Source organism: Arthrobacter gyeryongensis, assembly GCF_039543785.1.
In the GTDB taxonomy this organism is placed as follows: domain Bacteria; phylum Actinomycetota; class Actinomycetes; order Actinomycetales; family Micrococcaceae; genus Arthrobacter; species Arthrobacter gyeryongensis.
The window spans coordinates 139,410-157,794 of sequence record NZ_BAABKK010000004.1 but is presented as its reverse complement, the minus strand read 5'-3'; the positions used below and the strand labels follow the sequence as shown (position 1 = coordinate 157,794).

Here is an 18,385-nt window from a genome sequence, read left to right as displayed (position 1 = left end):
GGGGCGTCAGCCCCGTAGCTTTTCCATGGTTGGATCCACGAGGGGATCGGGGGAGATGGTGGCCGGGATCCGCTTGCCGAAGTATTCGATCTCGACGGCGTCACCCTCGCCCGCCTCGGCGGGCAGCCAAGCGTAGGCGATGGGCTTGCGGACGGTGTAGCCGTAGGCGGCGCTTGTGACGTAGCCGGAAGGCTCTCCCCGGTAATAGACAGGTTCCTTGCCCAACACGACGGACGTGCCGTCGTCGACGGTCAGGCAACGCAGGCGTCGGTTGACGGGCAGTTCACGGCGGGCTTTGAGGGCCTCGGCGCCGACGTATCCTTCCTTGTCCTTGCCGACGGAGAAGCCAAGGCCGGCCTGGAAGGGCTCGTGTTCCGGGGTCACGTCGGTACCCCATAGCCGGTAGCCCTTCTCGAGGCGGAGGCTGTTGAACGCGCCGCGGCCGGCGGCGATGATGCCCTGCTCCTGGCCGGCCTCGAACAGCAGGTCCCAGAGCCTTTGGCCGTTTTCCGCCGTCGTGTACAGCTCCCAGCCCAACTCGCCCACGTAGGACAGCCGCATCGCGGTGACAGGGATCCCGCCGATTCGGACCTTCTTGGTGCGGAAGTACTTCAATCCGTCATTGCTGAAATCGTCATCGCTCACCTTGGCGATGACCTCGCGGGCGAGCGGCCCCCAAAGTCCCACGCAACACGTGGATCCAGTGGTATCCCTGACCTGGACCCACTGGGTGACGTCCTTAGCGGTCTGTTTGCGGGCTTCGGTGGTGAGGTAGGCGAAGTCGATGTTGCCGTTCGCGCCCACCTGGAACGTCGTCTCATCCAGCCGTGCCACCGTGATGTCGCTGCGGATGCCGCCGTCGCCGTTGAGGAGCAGGCAGTACGTCACCGCACCCGGCTTCTTGTCGACCTTCCCGGCGCTGAGGCGCTGCAAGAGGGCTTCGGCGCCCGGACCGGAAACCTCCAGCCGCTTGAGCGGCGTCATGTCATAGAGCGCGACGGCGGTGCGCGTCTTCCACGCTTCGGCCGCGGAAATGGGGGAGTGGAACATCGCGGCCCACGGTTCGCGTTCCGGTGCGCGCCATTCTTCCGGGAGCACCTCCAGCAGGCCGCGGTTGGCCTCGAACCAGTGCGGGCGCTCCCAACCCTGGGCTTCGAGGAAGAACGCCCCGAGCTCCTTCTGCCGCGCATTGAACGGGCTCACGCGCAGTTCGCGAGGGGAGACGCGCGGCTGCAGCGGGTGCAGGACATCGTAGATCTCCACGAAGTTCTGCTGGGAGGTTTCGCTGACATAGCTCTCCGCAGTCTGGATCTCTTCAAAGCGGGAGACTTCGCATTCGTGGAGCGGCGTACGGGACTGGCCCTCGATCAAGAGCTCGGCCACTGCCCTGGCCACGCCGGCGGAGTGCGTCACCCAGACGGCCTCGGCAACGAAGAACCCTTCAACGTCCTTGGACTCGCCGACGAGGGGACCGCCGTCGGGGGTGAACGAGAAGATCCCGTTGAAGCCATCGGCAATCCGGGCGCCGGCGAGTGCAGGAAGGAGTTCCTTGGAGTCCTCCCAACTCGGCAGGAAGTCCTCCTCGGTGAACGCCAGGCGGGACGGCATGCGGTGCTCGGACATGTCAGCGGCGGCAACCTCGGGCAGCTCCCGGAGGTCCACGGGCATGGGCTTGTGGGCGTAGGAGCCGATGCCTATCCGGTCCCCATGCTCGCGGTAATAGAGGTCCTTGTCCTGGTGGCGGAGGATGGGCATCCAGGCGCCGTTGCCGGGGTCAAGCAGCCGCGAGGCATCGTTCCGGCCCACGAGCTCAGGCACGGAGGTGGTCTTGACGTACTGGTGGGCGAGGGGGAGGAGCGGCACGGACATGCCCACCATGGCCCCGACCCGCGGTCCCCAGAACCCGGCGCAGGAAATCACGATGTCTGCCGGGATCACACCGTCGGGCGTTTCGACCCCGGTGACTTTACCGCCTCTCTGTTCAATGCCGGTGACGGGAGTGGAACCGCGGAACGTGACGCCTGCCGCGCTCGCCTTGGCGATGAGCAGGCTTACCGTGCGGGCCGCGGAAGCCAGGCCGTCGGAGGGGACGTAGAGACCTCCAAGTACCTTTTCCTGATCGAGCAGCGGGTAGTGCTTGGCGCACTCGTCCGGATCGATGAGGCGGCCTTCGATACCCCACGACGCCGCGTAGCCCAGCTTGCGCTTGAGGTCCTCCAGGCGCCCTGGCGTGGTGGCCACCTCGAGACCGCCCACCTGGTTGAAGCAGGAGACGCCGGAATCGCTGAGTGAGAGCAGCTTGTCCACGGTGTAGGACGCGAATTCGGTCATGGCCTTGGAGGCGTTGGTCTGGAACACGAGGCCGGGGGCGTGCGAGGTTGAGCCACCCGCCAACGTCAACGGTCCCTGCTCGACCACGGTGATGTTGGTCCAGCCGCGGGTGGACAGCTCATCCGCAAGATTGGAGCCGACAATGCCGGCTCCGATGATGACGACGCGGGGTGTTGTGGACATGCGTGTTGCTCCTGAGGTAAGTCGTATGGAAGTTCGGGGCTCGCCGGAAGCTAGGCGTGGCCGTCGACGGTCAACCCGGGTGGGAGGTTGGGTGCGTCTTCGGATTCTTTGACCATGATCTGGCCGTCCACTACCAGGACTTCGTGGACCCTGATGGGCAATTTCGCGGGAGGCGCGTCGGCGGCTCCCGTGCGGAGGTTGAACTTTGAAGCATGAAGGGGGCACTCGACCCAGCAGTCCTCTACCCAGCCATCGGCAAGTGAGGCGTCTTGGTGGGTGCAGGTGTCGTCAAGGGCGAAGAGTTCGCCCTCTTCGGTGTGAAAAACGGCAATGGGCGGAGACGTCTCAAGTCGAATCGCGTCCCCCGGAGCCAACGAGCTAAGCGGGCAAGCACTGTGCATCTCATGAACCTTCTTTCACCGGGCTGACCGAAACCTGCGGGGCGGTTGTCTCATAATCAACGCTGATCACAATACGCAACAGAGTGATTGACCTCACAGTGCCTTGTCAAGGGGTTTAATTTCTTGCGCGGATTCCTTGACACGCGATGTGAAGTCGGTCACGCTTTTTCGCATAATGAGGTTTGTTGCGTATTGCGCAATATGCTTTCCAACGGCTCTGCGAGGAGGAAGCCATGGAGACATTGGCGATCGTGGGTGCATCATTGGCGGGTCTTTCCGCCGCCCGCGCTGCCCGGGCGCAGGGTTTTTCCGGCCGGTTGCTCATCATTGGCGATGAACAACAGCGGCCGTATGACCGCCCGCCCCTGTCCAAGGAGTTCCTGGCAGGAAAGATTGGTATTAAGCACGTCATGTTGGAAGCCGAGGAGGCGGGAGCAGACGACCCGCTCCAGGCCGATTGGCTGCTGGGCTCGCCGGCACGAAGCTTTGATGCCGCCACCAGGACCATCACGCTAGGCGATGGACGCACTGTGGTGGCGGACGGCGTCGTCATTGCCACGGGAGCTTCGGCCCGCACACTGCCCGAACTAGCGGGCCTGTCCAATGTGTTTACGCTGCGGACACTTCAGGATGCGCAGGATCTGGCTCCGGAGCTCGTTGCCGGCAGCCGCCTGTTGGTTGTGGGTGCCGGCTTTATCGGAGCGGAAGTCGCATCGACAGCCAAGGGTCTGGGAATGGACGTAACCATTGTCTGCAAGAGCGAAGTGCCGCTTAGCGCTCCGCTCGGTCCGGAGATGGCTGCCGTCATGGCGACGCTCCACGGGATCAACGGAGTGGAGCTGATTTGTGACGCGGGAATCGACTCGTATTACAGCTACGAAGGAAATGTGACCGGTGTCCGGCTCAGCGACGGACAGTACCGCTCCGCCGACGTCGTACTCCTTGGAATCGGCGCGGTCCCCAACGTCGGGTGGCTGGCCGGTTCGGGCTTGGCGATCGACGACGGCGTCACGTGCGATTCGATGGGCCGGACCAATGTCCCCGGTGTGGTTGCCGTGGGTGACTGTGCGGCCTGGTTCGACGAACGCGTCGGGCGCCACCACCTCGTGGAGCATTGGAGCGGCGCCCAGGAACGTGCCGCCCTTGCCGTGACCGGGCTCTTGGATCACTCAGCCGCACCTCAACCGCTCAACCTGCCGTACTTCTGGTCTGACCAGTACGGAGTGACGCTCCAGTTCGTCGGTCATGCGCGTGACGCGGAGCGCGTCGAGATCGAGGCGGGACAGCTCGAGAACCACAGCTTCCTGGCCGTGTACTACCGGGGCGAGGAACCGGTGGGCGTTCTGGGTGTGAACCAGCCGCGACTGTTCACCCGCTGGCGCCGGCAACTCAACGCCCGCAACGCCCCGCCCGTCCTGGCAACCCCTTAGACACCCTCAAGCCCCACCGCTTTCATCACTGAATAGGAGTCAGCATGACCACTGAAGTTGTTTCCCCCAGCCTGATCCCCACTCTCCCCGGCCACACTTATGTCAGTGAAGACATCTTCCGCGCCGAGCAGGACCACATCTTCGAACAAATGTGGTTCTGCGCAGTGCGGACGGCGGACCTGGAGAAGGCCGGCTCGTTCAAAACGGTGCAGATAGGCCGCGAGAGCGTACTCATCAACCGCACCCGCAAGGGGGAAATCCGCGCGTTCTACAACATCTGCCGGCACCGCGGCGTGAAGCTGTGCATGGAGGAGTCCGGCGAGGCCAACCGCTCGTTCCAGTGCCCGTACCACGCCTGGACCTACGATCTTGAGGGAAAGCTCATCGCGGCCCCGAACCTCACCAAGATGCCGGATATCGATCGCAACGAATACGGACTGGTCAAGGTCCATGTCCGCGAATACATGGGCTACGTCTGGGTCTGCCTCGCGGATGAGCCGCCGTCCTTCGAGGAAGACGTCATGGGGGCGATCGAGGAACGCCTCGGGGACCTGCGGGCTGTTGACGACTATGACATCGCGAACCTGAGCCTTGGCCGGCGCATCAAGTACGACGTCAAGGCCAACTGGAAGCTCATCATCGAAAACTTCATGGAGTGCTACCACTGCGCCACGATCCACCCCGAACTCACCGAAGTCCTGCCCGAGTTCGCCGACGGTCTGGCGGCACAGTATTTTGTGGGCCACGGCGCCGAGTTCGGTGACGACATCAAGGGTTTCACGATTGACGGTTCCGAAGGCCTGGATCGAATTCCCGGAGTGGGCGATGACCAGGACCGCCGGTATTACGCAGTGACCATCAAGCCGAATGTCTTCGTCAACCTGGTTCCGGACCATGTCATCATCCACCGCATGTTCCCGGTGGCCGCCGACCGCACGATCGTCGAATGCGACTGGCTGTACCTTCCCAGCGTGGTGGAATCCGGCAAGGACGTGAGCGCATCGGTAGAGCTCTTCCACCGGGTCAACGAGCAGGACTTCGACGCCTGCGAACGCTGCCAGCCAGCCATGGGTTCCAAGATCTACGCCAAGGGCGGCGTCCTGGTACCAAGCGAGCACCACATCGAGGCGTTCCACAGCTGGGTCACCAACAAGATCGCCGACGTACCCTCCGACAGCTAGCCTGAAGAATGTGTGTCTTGTGACGAGCTACCGCGAACTTAGGAAAAGGAACACCAACTAATGGTTTACAAAGTACGGGCGGTCATCGCCAAGGAAAAGAACGCTCCAGCCTCCGTGGAGACCATCCTGGTGCCGGACCCCGGTCCGGGCGAGGCGCTGGTGGACATCCTCACTTGCGGCGTTTGCCACACCGACCTGCATTACAAGCAGGGCGGCATCACCGATGATTTCCCCATCCTGCTCGGCCACGAGGCCACAGGTGTGGTCAGCGCCGTCGGGCCGGACGTCACCGAAGTGGCGCCCGGGGACCGGGTCATCCTGAACTGGCGTGCCGTGTGCGGGGAATGCCGGGCGTGTGCCAAGGGCCAGCCGCAGTACTGCTTCAACACGCACAATGCCACCCAGAAGATGACCTTGGAGGACGGCACGGAACTGACCCCGGCCCTGGGGATCGGCGCCTTCGCCGAGAAGACCCTCGTGGCCGCCGGGCAATGCACCAAAGTGGACGACGACGTCGATCCCGCCGCGGTCGGGCTGCTCGGCTGCGGTGTGATGGCAGGCATCGGCGCCGCCATCAACACCGGTGAGGTCAAGCGGGGCGAGTCGGTGGCCGTGATCGGCTGCGGCGGCGTCGGCATCGCCGCCATTGCCGGGGCAAAGCTCGCCGGCGCCACCACGATCATCGCCGTGGACATCGACGCCAACAAAATTGAGATGGCCAAGTCCCTGGGAGCCACGCACGGGATCAACTCCAGCCAGGAAGACCCCGTCGAGGCCATCCGGTCACTGACCGGCGCCAACGGTGCCGATGTGGTGATCGACGCCGTCGGACGCCCCGAGACCTTCAAGCAGGCCTTCTACGCGCGCGACCTCGCCGGCCGCGTGGTGCTGGTGGGCGTCCCGACGCCGGGCATGTTGCTGGAACTGCCCCTGCTGGATGTCTTCGGCCGGGGCGGTTCGCTGAAGTCCTCCTGGTACGGGGACTGCCTGCCCTCCCGCGACTTCCCGATGCTCGTGGCGCACTACAAGCAGGGGAACCTTGACCTGGACGCGTTCGTGTCGGAACGGATCACGATCGACCAGGTGGAAGAGGCTTTCGCCAAGATGCACGAGGGCAAAGTGCTCCGTTCGGTGGTGGAAATCGCATGAGCGTCGTCATTGAAAACCTCATCACCTCGGGCACGTTTTCGCTCGACGGCGGCACGTGGGACGTGGACAACAACGTCTGGATCGTCGGCAACGACGACGAATGCGTCGTCATCGACTGCCCGCACGACGCGTCGGCGATCATTGACCAAGTCCGTGGCCGGAAGGTACGGGCCATCCTGCTCACCCATGCGCACAATGACCACATCGGAGCAGTGCTCGAGGTGGCGAAGGCCGTGAACGCCCCGATCCACCTGCACCCGGCGGACATGGTTCTGTGGGAGAAGGTGTACCCGGATGCCGCGCCGGACCGTTACATTGCAGACGGCGACGTCTTCGAAGTGGCGGGCACGGCCCTGCAAGCCATCCACACGCCGGGCCACTCACCGGGTTCCACGTGCTTCTACCTGGAAAGCGAAGGCACGGTGTTCACGGGCGACACCCTCTTCAACGGCGGTCCAGGGGCGACGGGCAGGTCGTTCAGCGACCACCCGACCATCCTGGCCTCGATCCGGGAACGCCTCCTGACGCTTCCCGCGGAAACCGTGGTCCGGACCGGTCATGGCGGGGACACCACCATCAAAGCCGAGGGGGACAACCTCGCCCAGGCAGCGCTCGATCGCCAGGTCGACGGCGTTTAGGCGCCGCTGGCTGCGGTGTAACCCATCTTGACGCTGATTGAATACCCGGCTTGCTTGAGCGCATCGAGCAGGCCGGGTATTTTTTCCGGCTCAAAACGGAAGGCCGGCCCGGAAAGGCTGATAGCTCCGATCACCGTGCCGCTGTGGTTGCGGACCGGAACGGCGACGGCGTTGAGTCCGCGTTCGAGTTCTTCATACGTGACGGCGTACCCGGCCTCCGCGATGACCGGCATTTGCCGCTCCAGCTCGTCCCGGTCGGTGATGGTTTGAGGCGTGTATCGCGCCTGGCCGGATTCCCTGAGAACGCGGTCACGCGTCGCAGGCGGCAGCGCTGCAAGCATGACCTTGCCGCTGGACGTCGCGTGGAGCGGGGTGAGCCCACCGATCCAGTCCTGCGTGCCAAGCGTGTTGGGGCCGATGGCCTGATCCACATTGACCGCGAAATTTGACCGCAGCACGGCCAGGTTGGCAGTCTCCGCGAACTTCTCCGCCAGGGCTTCGAGATCTTCCCGGGCTTCCTTCACCAAGCTGAGTCGGGCCGGAATGGCACTGGCCAAGCGCAGGATGTTGAAACCGAGTTGGTACTTTCCGCGCTCGTGATTCTGCTGCACCATGCCACGGGCGTCCAGGGCGCTCAGCAGCCGCGACGCCGTTGACTTGTGGACGCCCATTTCCTCCGCGATCTCACTCACGCCGGCAGCTCCGTTGCGGGCGATGATTTCGAGCACGGTGATGGCCCGGTCCACGGACTGCACCCCGGCGTGCTGCGCGGCGGCGGGATCGGTATCGGGGTCGTTGGCAATGCTTGCATCAGCGTCCATGTGGTTCATCGTCTCAAACGCGGTCAAATGAGTGGCCTCTCCGGACAGCGTGTCTTGGGGTACTTCGGTCTGTCTCGCCTGCCTGGATATAGGATCGGGCGATATGGCACTGCGACTTGTTCAAGTGAATTTCAAGGCCCGGGATGACTCGGCTCTCGGCAGGTTTTGGGGGGAGGTCCTTGGCTGGGATATTTCCAGCGAAGGACCCGGTGTGAGCAATGTTGAACCCGTCGGCTTCATCGGGCCGGACCCCGTTGCCGTCTGCGTCGATGTCGTCACCGTCCCCGATCCCGAAACGGTGAGGTACCGCGCCCACCTCGACCTCGCCACCACCTCTGAGGCCCATCAAGCGGAGCTTGTGGCGCGCCTGTTGAAGCTCGGCGCGACGCCCGCCGACATTGGCCAGGGCGATGTGCCATGGACGGTCCTGGCCGATCCGGAGGGCAACCTGTTCTGCGTGCTGGAGCCCCGGCCGATCTACCGGGACACCGGCCCGATCGCCGCGGTGGTGGTCAATTGTGCGGATCCGCGGGCCATGGCCCGGTTCTGGAGCGGGGCGATGGACTGGACCCTGCACGAGGTAAGCGACGATCTTGCGCGGCTGCGTTCGGCCAAGGGCGTCGGGCCGTATCTGGAGTTCGTCCGGACACCCGCCGCGAATGCCGCGTGTGGCCGGGTCCATCTCGACCTGAGGCCGTACCGCGGCGATGATCAAGCGGCAGAGGTGGCCCGGCTGCGGGCCCTGGGCGCCACGGACGCCGACGTCGGCCAGGGCGATGTGCCATGGGTGTGCCTCGCCGACACGGAGGGCAACGAATTCTGCGTCCTCACCCCGGGCTGACGGATCTAAGACAGCTGACACGCGTTTCTTTTGGCCTGATGCGATTGCGCAGCAACGCATCGTCCCCCGCGCTGACTGCCTTCGCAATGAACCATGGGGTAGCAACCATGTCAACCACGCGGGCCATCACAAACTATCCGTTCACAGCTATCTCTGCTGTCCTGTCAGGATCTGCCCTCTTTCTTGCAGCCGGAGAAACGCCGAGTCGGAACCGCACCGTCACCATGGCCACGGCCGTCGTGCTGCTCGGAATGGTCATCCTCTTGACGCTCCTGAGCCTGCAGACAGGAACAATTGGCCCCCACAGCGGCGAGGTCTCGAAAGTGTAGCTCCCGCTGTTCAATGCTCTCAGGCGCGCACGACGGCGACACGCCCCGGAAAGGACACGTCGCCGTCGTTGTTAATTCCTTCGGTGCTGGGCGGCGTGGATCGCCTGGGCCGTTCCTTCTTGGGCGCCGTCGTGCCACACTTGGTGGACTATCGATTGACTGGGGGATCCGGGTCAGGAGATTGGTATGTGTGTTCTGATGCAACCGCGCACCTCGGGCCGCCGGCTGGCGGTGATCGAGCCATGATCATCGGTTGGGCTTACTTCATGTCGGGAATAATCGCAGTTGACTCGCTCTTGCTGGGATTGCTGCTGTTGAACGTGAAGTGGCCTAGGCACTGGAAGAGATGACGCCTGAGGTCCTCGAACCTAGAGCACCTTGCGGATCGTTTCTTCGAAACTCACCACGTGGTGCAGGGCGAGTGCAGCCGCCCTGTCCTCATCGCCGTCGGCGATTGCGGTGAGCAACTCAGCGTGCTCTGCGACGTGGCCCGTCACTGAAGGCACCTTGTCCAGCATGTGGCACCAGATGCGTGTTGCCAGGTTGTCGTAGCGGATCAGCACGTCCTCGAGGTGCGGGTTGGCCGCGGCCTTGTAGATGAGCCGGTGCACCTGGATGTCGTAGCGCATGAGTTCCTGCTGCCCGGCGTCGTGCGCTTCCAGGCCGCTTATGGCTGCCGCGACCTCGCGCAGTTCCTCCCGCAGCTTGGGGCTGGCCATGCGGGCAGCGCGCCGTGAGGCCAAGGGCTCAAGCAGTTCCCGGATTTCGGACACATCCGCCAATTGGGTGATGTCGACACCGGTGGCGAAGGTACCGCGGCGGGGATACGACACCACGAGGTGGTCGCTTTCGAGCCGCTTGATGGCCTCGCGCACGGGTGTACGTCCGATACCGAGCTCCGCGGCAATCTGACCGTCGTTGATGGGGTCGCCGGGTTTGATGTCCAGCATGATGAGCCGGTCGCGCAGGAGCAGATAGGCGTTTTCCGCCAGGGACGTTCCCTGCGTGCCTGTATCTAGTGCTTCCAGTGCAGTGCTCATGTGCCCTCTCCCGTTTGCCACAATTCCAAGTCTGGCGGATCAGTTGCTGCCGGACTGTTGACGTTTGTGTGATCTCCAACATACTATGGCAACAGTTCTAATATATCAGTTGCTGATTAGTCAGTAAATATAAGTATCTCAAAAGGAGAACACGATGGTTGAACCGCTGATCCGTCCGCTCGCCCAGGCGGACCCGGAGGTTGAACAGGCGATCGCCCAGGAACTCATCCGCCAGCAGTCCACGCTGGAAATGATCGCCTCCGAAAACTTCGCCCCTGCAGCCGTCATGCAGGCACAGGGCTCGGTCCTGACCAACAAGTACGCGGAAGGCTACCCGGGCAAGCGCTACTATGGCGGCTGCGAGCACGTGGACGTCATCGAGCAGCTGGCGATCGACCGCGTCAAGGCTCTCTTCGGCGCCGAAGCCGCAAATGTCCAGCCGCACTCCGGCGCCCAGGCCAATGCCGCAGCCATGTTCGCGCTCCTCGAGCCGGGGGACACCATCATGGGCCTCGACCTCGCACACGGCGGCCACCTGACCCACGGCATGCGCATCAACTTCTCCGGCAAGCTGTACAACGTCATCCCGTACCACGTCAGCGAATCCGACCTTCGGGTGGATATGGCAGAAGTCGAAGCCCTGGCCCTGGAACACCGCCCGAAGCTGATCGTTGCCGGTTGGTCCGCCTACTCCCGCCACTTGGATTTCGCCGAGTTCCGCCGCATCGCCGACCTCGTGGGTGCCTACCTCATGGTGGACATGGCCCACTTCGCCGGCCTCGTCGCCGCGGGACTGCACCCCAACCCGGTCCCGTATGCCGACGTCGTGACCACCACGACCCACAAGACCCTCGGGGGTCCGCGCGGCGGAGTGATCCTGTCGAAGGAACAATACGCGCGCAAGATCAACAGCGCAGTCTTCCCCGGCCAGCAGGGCGGCCCACTGGAGCACGTGATCGCGGCCAAAGCGGTCGCGTTCAAGATGGCAGCAGAGCCCGAATTCCAGGAACGCCAGGTGCGGGTGCTGGAAGGCGCCAAGCTCCTTGCCGAACGGCTCTTGAAGGAAGACGTGGCCGCAGCAGGGATCTCGGTGGTCAATGGAGGCACCGACGTCCACCTGGTCCTCGTTGACCTGCGCCACTCGGAACTGGACGGACAGCAAGCCGAGGACACCTTGCACCGCATCGGTATCACCGTGAACCGCAACGCCGTCCCGTTCGACCCGCGTCCCCCGATGGTTTCCTCCGGACTCCGGATCGGCACTCCGGCACTAGCCGCCCGCGGCTTCGGCGCCAAGGAATTCGCGGAGGTCGCGGACATCATCGCGACGGCGTTGATCGCCGCAGCGAGCGACGGCACTCTAGGTGACCACACCGCCGTCGAACTCCGTGCGAGGGTTACCGCGCTCGCCGAACAATTCCCGCTTTACGCGCATCTTTCCCAGAGCGGCAGCGGCAACGATGCCGCTGCGACCGAACTTGAGGCAGAAATGATTGGAGCAGCCCAGTGAGCGCAGACCAACTCCCCGAACACCCGGATTTCCTGTGGCGTAACCCGGAGCCGAAGGCTTCCTACGACGCCGTGATCGTGGGCGGTGGCGGCCACGGCCTCGCCACCGCATACTTCCTGGCCAAGAACCACGGAATGACCAACATCGCCGTCTTGGAAAAAGGCTGGCTGGCCGGCGGCAACATGGCCCGAAACACGACGATCATCCGTTCCAACTACCTCTGGGACGAGAGCGCTGCCATCTACGAGCACGCCTTGAAGCTTTGGGAGATCCTGCCTGAGGAACTTGAATACGATTTCCTCTTCAGCCAGCGAGGCGTCATGAACCTGGCCCACACCCTGGGCGACGTCCGCGAAAGCGTCCGCCGGGTCGGCGCGAACAAGCTCAATGGGGTCGACGCCGAATGGCTGGACCCGCAGCAAGTCAAGGAACTCTGTCCCATCCTGAACATCAGCGACAACATCCGCTACCCGGTCATGGGCGCCACGTACCAACCCCGGGCCGGCATCGCTAAGCACGACCACGTCGCCTGGGCCTTCGCCCGAAAGTGCGACGAACTGGGCGTGGACATCATCCAGAACTGCGAAGTGACGGGCTTCCTCAAGGACGGCAACCGCGTGGTGGGCGTCAAGACCAACCAAGGAACCATCCACACCGAAAAAGTTGGCCTCGCCGCGGCCGGCCACAGCTCGGTCCTCGCCGAAATGGCCGGCTTCCGCCTCCCGATCCAGTCGCATCCCCTCCAGGCGTTGGTGTCCGAACTGCATGAGCCCGTCCACCCCACGGTGGTCATGTCCAACCACGTGCACGTCTACGTTTCCCAGGCACACAAGGGCGAACTGGTCATGGGCGCCGGCGTGGACTCCTACAACGGCTATGGCCAGCGCGGCTCCTTCCACGTGATCGAGCACCAGATGGCCGCCGCCGTCGAACTCTTCCCGATCTTCGCCCGGGCCCACGTGCTCCGGACCTGGGGCGGAATCGTGGACACCACCATGGATGCCTCGCCGATCGTCGGGCTCTCGCCGGTGGAGAACATGTTCGTCAACTGTGGCTGGGGAACGGGTGGCTTCAAGGGCACGCCCGCTGCCGGCCTGACGTTCGCCCACACCATCGCCACGGGTACTCCTCACGAGCTCAACAAGCCTTTTGCGCTGGAACGCTTCGAGACCGGTGCCCTAATCGACGAACACGGCGCCGCCGCCGTCGCCCACTAGCCGCAGCCCTTTAGGAGACCAACCATGCTGCTCATCAGCTGCCCCAATTGCGGGCCACGAGACGAAACCGAATTCCACTACGGCGGCCAGGCCCACGTTGCCTACCCGGAAAACCCGGACGCGCTGACGGACCGCCAGTGGGCCGAGTACTTGTTCTACCGCGACAACACGAAAGGCGCCTTCGCCGAACGCTGGGTGCACAGCACCGGTTGCCGCCAATGGTTCAACATGCTCCGCGACACCGTCAGCTACGACATCCAGGCCATCTACAAAATGGGCGAACCGCGCCCCGATGTGAACACCGCAGCAGCCACCACTCCGGAAGGAGCCACGAAGTGATCCCGCAGAACGCCCGCCTCGCCACCGGCGGCCGCATCGACCGCAGCATCTCCTGGCGGTTCACCGTGGACGGCCAGGAATACACCGGGCACCCCGGAGACACCGTTGCTTCAGCATTGCTGGCCAGCGGCCGCATCAACGTCGGCAACTCGCTCTATGAGCATCGGGCCCGCGGCATCATGTCCGCCGGCGTGGAAGAATCCAACGCCCTGGTCAAGGTAGCTGCCCGCTTCCCCGGCCATGTCGCCGAGTCGATGCTTCCCGCGACCACCGTGTCCCTCGTGGACGGGCTCAGCGTTGAGTTCCTGAACGGCCTTGGCAAGCTCGATCCCAACGAGGACCGTGCCGAGTACGACAAGAAATACGTCCACACCGACGTCCTGGTGGTTGGCGGCGGCGTTTCCGGCCTCGCGGCAGCCCGTGAAGCCGTCCGCACCGGCGCCCGGGTCATCCTGATCGACGACCAGCCCGAACTCGGCGGCTCGCTGCTTTCCGCCTCCACCGCCCCGGAACTCGCCGAGACGATCGAAGGCAAGCCAGCCCTGGAATGGATCGCCGACGTTGAGGCCGAGCTCGTCTCCGCCGCCGAATGCACCGTCCTCAACCGCACCACGGCGTTCGGCTCCTATGACGCGAACTATGTGATCGCGGCACAGAACCGTACGGACCACCTCGGCAGCCCGGCCGCGGACGGCGTCTCCCGCCAGCGTATTTGGCACATCCGTGCCAAGCAGGTAGTCCTCGCCCCCGGCGCACACGAGCGTCCGCTCGTCTTCGAGAACAACGACCGTCCCGGCATCATGCTGGCCTCGGCGGTCCGGAGCTACCTCAACCGCTACGCAGTCGCTGCCGGGCGGAGGGTCGTCATCGGCACCACCAACGATTCGGCCTACCTGCTAGCCGCGGATCTGCTCGCTGCCGGTGTCAAGGTCGCCGCCGTCGTCGACGCCCGTCCGAAGCTCAGCGACAAGGCCGCAGCCGCCGTCGAAAGCGGCATCCGCGTCCTCGTCGGCAGCGCCGTCGCCGATACCTCCGGCGCGGGGGAAAACGGCCGGATCGACGGCGTCACCATCCGCAGCCTCAACGACGACGGCGAAGTCACCTCCGGCGTCGAACGGATTGCTTGCGATCTGCTGGCGGTTTCCGGCGGCTGGAGTCCTGTGGTCCACCTCCACAGCCAGCGCCAAGGCAAGTTGCGTTGGGACGACGAGCTGGCCGGCTTCGTGCCGAGCTCCGTGGTCAGGGATCAGCAGGTTGTCGGCTCAGGCCGCGGAAGCTACGAACTGGGGGATTGCCTCGGCGAAGGCGTATCCGCGGGTGCCGCGGCCGCCATCGCCGCGGGGTTCAGCTCCCAGGCGGTGCCCACCGAAATCAAGGCGCCGAAAGCCTCCGCCCCCACCCGCCAGTTGTGGCTGGTGCCGGGCCAGAGCGGAAACGCGGCGGAGTGGCACCACCACTTCGTCGACTTCCAGCGCGACCAGTCCGTGGCCGACGTGCTTCGTTCCACCGGGGCCGGCATGCGCTCGGTGGAACACATCAAGCGGTACACCTCCATCAGCACCGCCAACGACCAAGGCAAGACGTCGGGCGTCAACGCCATCGGCGTGATCGCCGCGGCACTCAAGCAAGCCGGCGAAGCCGTCGCCGGAGGCAGCCGCAGTATCGGCGACATCGGAACCACGACCTACCGGGCTCCTTTCACGCCGGTGGCCTTCGCGGCGTTGGCCGGACGCCAGCGCGGCGAGCTCTTCGATCCCGCCCGCGTCACCTCGATCCACCCCTGGCATGTTTCCCGGGGAGCGCTCTTCGAGGACGTCGGGCAGTGGAAGCGCCCGTGGTACTACCCGCAAGCGGGCGAGGATATGGACGCTGCCGTGCTTCGCGAGTGCGCCGCTGTGCGGGAATCCGTGGGCTTCATGGACGCCACCACCCTCGGCAAGATCGAGATCCGTGGCAAGGATGCCGGCGAGTTCCTGAACCGCATCTACACCAACGCATTCAAGAAGCTCGCCCCGGGTTCCGCCCGCTACGGGGTCATGTGCACCCCGGACGGCATGATCTTCGACGACGGCGTGACCTTGCGCCTCGACGAGGGCCGCTACTTCATGACCACCACCACCGGCGGCGCCGCGAAGGTCCTCGACTGGCTCGAGGAATGGCACCAGACCGAGTGGCCGGAGCTGGACGTGGTGTGCACTTCGGTGACTGAACAGTGGACGACGATTGCCGTCGTCGGACCCAAGTCCCGCGCCGTGATCGCCAAGGTCGCCCCGCAACTGGCGGCCGACGGCGGGTTGGACGCCGAAGCGTTCCCGTTCATGACGTTCCGCGAGACCACGCTGGCGTCCGGAGTCCAGGCACGGGTTTGCCGGATTTCGTTCTCGGGTGAGCTCGCCTACGAAATCAATGTTCCGTCCTGGTACGGGCTCAACACCTGGGAAGCCGTTGCTGCGGCAGGGGCCGAGTTCAACATCACCCCCTACGGCACCGAGACTATGCACGTGCTTCGTGCCGAGAAGGGCTACCCGATCGTCGGGCAGGACACGGACGGCACGGTCACCCCGCAGGACGCCGGGATGGAGTGGATCGTTTCCAAGGCCAAGGACTTCATCGGCAAGCGTTCCTACAGCCGCGAGGACGCGGTCCGCACGGACCGCAAGCACTTGGTCAGCGTACTGCCGGCGGACGGTTCGTTCCGTCTTCCGGAAGGCACCCAGCTCGTGGAAAAGGGAATCCCGGTCAACCCGGCATACGGCCCCGTGCCGATGCAGGGCTTCGTGACCTCGAGCTACCACAGTGCCGCTCTGGGCCGGTCCTTCGGCCTGGCACTGATCACCAACGGCCGCAACCGGATCGGCGAGACCCTGGTGGCCGCCGTCGGCGACCAGTTGCTGGACGTCGTTGTGGGAGAAACCGTACTTTTCGACGCTGAAGGGACCCGTAAAGATGGCTGAAACAGCAACACCCGCAAACCCCGAGACGCTCCGTGCGGCACGCCGCAGCCCGGCGTCGCACCTTGCACCGACCTTTGAGTCCGGTTCCATGCCTGGAATCGTGGCGTTGAAGGAGATCCCGTTCCAGACCATGGTGGGCGTCCGGGTTGACCGGGCGTCCGACGCCGGAGCCCGCCTCGCGTCCGTGACCAGCGGACTGCCGGCCGCGTGCGGTGAGATCAGCGGGGATGAGAGGGTCACCACCCTCTGGCTTGGGCCGGACGAATTCCTGGTGGTCGCACCGGAATCTGCCCACGATTCCCTGGGCGGAGACCTGGTCCGTGCACTGGTGGAGGCCCTGGGCGACGACCCGGGCCAGGTGGTGGACTTGTCCGCCAACCGCACCACGTTCGAGCTGTCCGGCGTCCGTGCCCGGGACGTCCTTGAAAAGGGCTGCTCGCTGGACCTGCACCCCCGCGCCTTCCGCACAGGGACGGCCCTGGCCACGGAAATCGGCAACATCCCGGCGATGCTGTTGAAGACCGGCGAGGACAGCTTCCGGATCTTCCCACGGGCTTCGTTCGCCGAGTTCCTGGGCCGCTGGCTGCTTGACGGCATGAGGGAATTCGCTTCTCCCGAGGTTCCCTGATGGCACTGAGTGTGCTTGACCTGTTTTCCATTGGCATCGGGCCGTCGTCGTCGCACACGGTCGGCCCGATGCGGGCGGCAAAGCAGTTCACCGACGGCCTGGAATCCTCCGGGCAACTCGCGGCAACGGTGCGCGTCCAGGCAGAGCTTTTCGGCTCGCTGGGCGCCACCGGCCGCGGCCACGGCTCGGACAAAGCCGTAGTACTTGGGCTCCAAGGCCAGGCGCCGGAAACGGTGGACACGTCCACCGCCGACGACCAGGTAGCCGCCGCAGCCCTCGACGCCGAATTGCGGATCGCCGGACACCACCGCGTGGACTTCAATTGGGACGAAGACGTGGTCCTGCACCGACGCAAATCCTTGCCCGCCCACCCCAACGGCATGACTTTCCGGGCCCTGGACCACACCGGGGAAGTGCTACGCGAACGCAGCTACTACTCGATCGGCGGCGGCTTCGTGGTGGACGGCGATGCGTCTGGGAGCGACAAAGTCGTCGCCGACAACACAGTGCTGCCCTATCCCTTCACCTCCGCGGACGAGCTCCTGGCGATCTGCGCACGGGAGGACATGTCCATTTCCGATGTCATGCTCGCCAACGAGCTCGTGTGGCGCAGCGAAGCCGAACTTCGCGAGCGCCTGCTGCAGATCTGGGCCGTCATGCGCGAATGCGTGGACAACGGCTGCGCCGCGGAAGGAATCCTGCCGGGAGGCTTGAACGTGCGGCGCCGGGCGCCGTCGTTGTTCAAGACGCTCAAGGCAACCGACGCCGGTCTGCAGGGTTCAAGCTCGGCAGACCCGCTGCTCGCCATGGAATGGGTGAACCTGTTCGCGCTGGCCGTGAACGAGGAAAACGCCGCGGGCGGCCGCATCGTCACGGCACCCACCAACGGTGCGGCCGGCATTGTGCCGGCGGTGCTGCACTACTACACGAAATTCGTGCAGGGAGCCGACGACGACGGAGTGGTCCGCTTCCTGCTCGCGGCGGCCGCCGTCGGGATCCTGTTCAAGATCAACGCATCCATTTCAGGCGCCGAAGTCGGTTGCCAGGGTGAGGTGGGCTCTGCCTGTTCCATGGCTGCCGCCGGTCTGTGCGAAGTCCTTGGGGGTACTCCCGAGCAAGTGGAGAATGCCGCCGAAGTGGGTATTGAGCACAACCTCGGCCTCACCTGCGATCCCGTGGGCGGGCTGGTGCAGATTCCGTGCATCGAACGCAACGCCATCGCCAGCGTGAAGGCCATCAACGCTGCCCGCCTTGCACTGCACGGCGACGGCAGCCACAAAGTGTCCCTTGATAAAGCCATCAAAACCATGCGAGAGACAGGAGCGGACATGAAAAGCAAGTACAAGGAGACCTCCCGCGGAGGCCTCGCCGTCAACGTAGTGGAGTGCTAGCC

Annotated in this window: 16 protein-coding genes; 12 read left to right on the top strand and 4 right to left on the bottom strand. The window is 64.6% G+C overall.

Features of this window, described 5'->3' with window-relative positions:
• Positions 1-6: 6 nt before the first annotated feature.
• Positions 7-2,514 carry a GcvT family protein gene (locus ABEA18_RS03185; RefSeq protein WP_345447882.1) on the bottom strand — a complete coding sequence of 836 codons (2,508 nt, stop codon included), beginning with the start codon at positions 2,512-2,514 and terminating at the stop codon, positions 7-9.
• Between the two features lie 50 nt (positions 2,515-2,564).
• Positions 2,565-2,915, bottom strand: a complete 351-nt coding sequence (locus tag ABEA18_RS03180) for a bifunctional 3-phenylpropionate/cinnamic acid dioxygenase ferredoxin subunit (protein ID WP_345447881.1) — start codon at positions 2,913-2,915, stop codon at positions 2,565-2,567.
• 233 nt (positions 2,916-3,148) lie between these two features.
• Here ABEA18_RS03180 and ABEA18_RS03175 point away from each other — a divergent pair, with 233 nt between their 5' ends.
• From ABEA18_RS03175 to ABEA18_RS03160, 4 genes are read left to right on the top strand one after another with little or no spacing between them, the layout of a single operon-like run.
• Positions 3,149-4,345: an NAD(P)/FAD-dependent oxidoreductase gene (locus ABEA18_RS03175; protein WP_345447880.1), complete on the top strand. Its 1,197-nt coding sequence runs from the start codon at positions 3,149-3,151 to the stop codon at positions 4,343-4,345.
• Between the two features lie 44 nt (positions 4,346-4,389).
• Positions 4,390-5,526, top strand: a complete 1,137-nt coding sequence (locus ABEA18_RS03170; protein ID WP_345447879.1) for an aromatic ring-hydroxylating oxygenase subunit alpha — start codon at positions 4,390-4,392, stop codon at positions 5,524-5,526.
• A 60-nt stretch (positions 5,527-5,586) separates the two neighbouring features.
• The gene (locus ABEA18_RS03165) at positions 5,587-6,675 is read left to right on the top strand and encodes an S-(hydroxymethyl)mycothiol dehydrogenase (protein WP_345447878.1); all 1,089 of its coding nucleotides are present in this window, start codon (positions 5,587-5,589) and stop codon (positions 6,673-6,675) included.
• Entirely contained in the window at positions 6,672-7,313 is a 642-nt protein-coding gene (locus ABEA18_RS03160) for an MBL fold metallo-hydrolase (protein WP_345447877.1), read from the top strand. The genes ABEA18_RS03165 and ABEA18_RS03160 overlap by 4 nt, the downstream gene beginning before the upstream one ends.
• Here ABEA18_RS03160 and ABEA18_RS03155 read toward each other — a convergent pair.
• Positions 7,310-8,134 (bottom strand): IclR family transcriptional regulator, encoded by an 825-nt coding sequence (locus ABEA18_RS03155; RefSeq protein WP_345447876.1) that lies wholly within the window; start codon positions 8,132-8,134, stop codon positions 7,310-7,312. The two genes, ABEA18_RS03160 and ABEA18_RS03155, sit on opposite strands and share 4 nt — an antisense overlap.
• A gap of 103 nt (positions 8,135-8,237) precedes the next feature.
• Between ABEA18_RS03155 and ABEA18_RS03150 the strand changes: the two genes are divergently transcribed.
• Positions 8,238-8,975 carry a VOC family protein gene (locus tag ABEA18_RS03150; protein ID WP_345447875.1) on the top strand — a complete coding sequence of 246 codons (738 nt, stop codon included), beginning with the start codon at positions 8,238-8,240 and terminating at the stop codon, positions 8,973-8,975.
• Between the two features lie 107 nt (positions 8,976-9,082).
• The gene (locus ABEA18_RS03145; protein ID WP_345447874.1) at positions 9,083-9,304 is read left to right on the top strand and encodes a hypothetical protein; all 222 of its coding nucleotides are present in this window, start codon (positions 9,083-9,085) and stop codon (positions 9,302-9,304) included.
• Between the two features lie 368 nt (positions 9,305-9,672).
• On the opposite strand, the gene ABEA18_RS03140 is transcribed toward ABEA18_RS03145, so the two are convergent.
• Positions 9,673-10,344 carry a GntR family transcriptional regulator gene (locus tag ABEA18_RS03140; protein WP_345447873.1) on the bottom strand — a complete coding sequence of 224 codons (672 nt, stop codon included), beginning with the start codon at positions 10,342-10,344 and terminating at the stop codon, positions 9,673-9,675.
• A gap of 154 nt (positions 10,345-10,498) precedes the next feature.
• Here ABEA18_RS03140 and glyA point away from each other — a divergent pair, with 154 nt between their 5' ends.
• From glyA to ABEA18_RS03110, 6 genes are read left to right on the top strand one after another with little or no spacing between them, the layout of a single operon-like run.
• On the top strand, positions 10,499-11,854 hold the full coding sequence (glyA, locus tag ABEA18_RS03135) for a serine hydroxymethyltransferase (RefSeq protein ID WP_345447872.1): 1,356 nt from the start codon (positions 10,499-10,501) through the stop codon (positions 11,852-11,854).
• Positions 11,851-13,071 (top strand): sarcosine oxidase subunit beta family protein, encoded by a 1,221-nt coding sequence (locus ABEA18_RS03130; RefSeq protein ID WP_345447871.1) that lies wholly within the window; start codon positions 11,851-11,853, stop codon positions 13,069-13,071. Before glyA ends, ABEA18_RS03130 begins: the two co-directional genes overlap by 4 nt.
• Before the next feature lie 24 nt (positions 13,072-13,095).
• A complete protein-coding gene (locus ABEA18_RS03125) occupies positions 13,096-13,410 on the top strand; it encodes a sarcosine oxidase subunit delta (protein WP_345447870.1) in 315 nt (104 codons plus the stop codon).
• Entirely contained in the window at positions 13,407-16,364 is a 2,958-nt protein-coding gene (locus tag ABEA18_RS03120) for an FAD-dependent oxidoreductase (protein ID WP_345447869.1), read from the top strand. Before ABEA18_RS03125 ends, ABEA18_RS03120 begins: the two co-directional genes overlap by 4 nt.
• The gene (locus tag ABEA18_RS03115; RefSeq protein ID WP_345447868.1) at positions 16,357-16,992 is read left to right on the top strand and encodes a sarcosine oxidase subunit gamma; all 636 of its coding nucleotides are present in this window, start codon (positions 16,357-16,359) and stop codon (positions 16,990-16,992) included. Before ABEA18_RS03120 ends, ABEA18_RS03115 begins: the two co-directional genes overlap by 8 nt.
• Positions 16,992-18,383 (top strand): L-serine ammonia-lyase, encoded by a 1,392-nt coding sequence (locus ABEA18_RS03110; protein ID WP_345447867.1) that lies wholly within the window; start codon positions 16,992-16,994, stop codon positions 18,381-18,383. Before ABEA18_RS03115 ends, ABEA18_RS03110 begins: the two co-directional genes overlap by 1 nt.
• Positions 18,384-18,385: the final 2 nt, after the last annotated feature.